Below are 1,884 nucleotides of genomic sequence, written 5' to 3'. Positions count from 1 at the left end.
CGGATCAACAACAAGACCAACGGCGTCACTTTTCGCCGCTGGCTGATGCAGTGCAATCCGGGGCTGACCGGCCTGGTCCGCGAGGCGATCGGCGACCGGTTCATGGACGATGCGGAGGCGCTGCGCGACCTCGACCGCTTCGCCGACGACAGCGCGTTTCAGGAGAAATTCCTGGGGGTGAAGCGCGCGAACAAGGTGGCGCTGTCGAACTTGCTGCGCAAGCGCGTCAACGCGCGGATCGATCCCGCGGCGCTGTTCGATATCCAGATCAAGCGCATCCACGAATATAAGCGGCAGTTGCTCAACATCGTGGAGGCGGTGTCGCTCTACGATCAGATACGTTCGCATCCCGAAAAGAACTGGGTGCCGCGCGTCAAGCTGTTCGGCGGCAAGGCCGCGCCCAGCTATCACAATGCCAAGCTGATCATCAAACTGGCGAACGACGTGGCTCGCGCGGTCAATCATGACCCGGCGGTACAGGGATTGCTGAAGGTCCAGTTCGTGCCAAACTATAATGTCTCCATGGCGGAAATGATGATCCCTGCCGCCGACCTCAGCGAACAGATTTCGACGGCAGGCATGGAGGCGTCGGGCACCGGCAATATGAAGTTTGCGGTCAATGGCGCGCTCACCATCGGCACGCTCGACGGCGCCAATGTCGAAATGCGCGACCATGTGGGCGAGGATAATATCATCATCTTCGGCCTGACCGCGCAGGAGGTGAATGAGCGCCGCGCCAATGGTTATGTTCCTCGTGACGTGATCGGGCAGAGCCGCGAACTCTGCCAGGCGCTGGACGCCATTGCCGGCGGCGTCTTCTCGCCGGACGATCCGGGCCGCTACCGGGATCTGATCCAGGGCATTTACGACCATGACTGGTTCATGCTCGCGGCCGATTTCGACAGCTATTCCGCCGCCCAGCGCGAAGTCGACCGGATCTGGGAGGATCAGGCGCTCTGGGCGAAAAAGGCGATCCACAATGTCGCGCGCATGGGATGGTTCTCGTCGGACCGCACGATAAGAGAATATGCGAATGATATCTGGAAGATGGGTGCATGAACGAGGCTAGAAACGGCGCGTGCTGACGCCGGAGCAGATCGACCGGCTGGTGCAGGGCCGTGAGGATGACCCTTTTGCCACGCTCGGCGTCCATCCTGCGGAGAAGGGATGTACGGCGTGCGTAATGCTGCCCGAAGCGGTTGGCGTCAGCGCGCAGACGCTGGCAGGCAAGCCGGTCGGCATATTGGATCGGGTGCATCCAGACGGGCTGTTCTTCGGCAAGGTGTCGGTGCGCAAGCGTCAGCCGCTGCGCTATGTCGCGCTTTATGCCGATGGCGGTGAGTATGCGCTGATCGACCCCTATGGCTTTGGCCCGGTGCTGGGACCGATGGATGATTATTTCCTGGCGGAAGGATCGCATGCCCGGCTGTTCGACAAGCTGGGGGCGCATGTCATCAGCCATGAAGGCGTGGCCGGCACCCATTTTGCTGTCTGGGCGCCCAATGCGCAGCGCGTGTCGGTGGTGGGCGAGTTCAACCGCTGGGATGGCCGGCGCGGCTTGATGCGGCACCGGGCGGATGCGGGCGTGTGGGAAATCTTCCTGCCCGAAGTCGGGCCGGGCAGTCCGTATAAATATGAGATCGTCGGCGCGGACGGCGTGGTGCTCCCGCTCAAGTCCGATCCCTTCGCGTTCGAGGCGGAACTGCGGCCCTCTACCGCCTCGATCGTCGCCGCGCCGCTGGATCATGTATGGGGCGATGCCCGCCACGCCGACCATTGGGCGAAAGCCGATCCGCGCCGCGAACCCATCTCCATCTACGAAGTCCATGCCGGATCATGGCAACGGGACGAGCATGGCCAGTTTCTGAGCTGGGATGAGCTGGC

At 62.4% G+C, this 1,884-nt stretch carries 2 protein-coding genes; both read left to right on the top strand.

The features are described from left to right. On the top strand, window positions 1–1,059 hold a 1,059-nt coding region (locus VMR39_RS11305; protein ID WP_325416064.1), incomplete at its 5' end, for a glycogen/starch/alpha-glucan phosphorylase. A gap of 19 nt (window positions 1,060–1,078) precedes the next feature. Next, window positions 1,079–1,884, top strand: an 806-nt coding sequence (locus VMR39_RS11300; protein ID WP_414712498.1) for a GlgB N-terminal domain-containing protein, incomplete at its 3' end; no start/stop codon positions are given.

Origin of the sequence: Sphingobium sp., from assembly GCF_035511395.1 — a bacterium.
Classification (GTDB): Bacteria; Pseudomonadota; Alphaproteobacteria; order Sphingomonadales; family Sphingomonadaceae; genus Sphingobium.
This window is presented reverse-complemented; position numbering and strand designations above follow the sequence as displayed.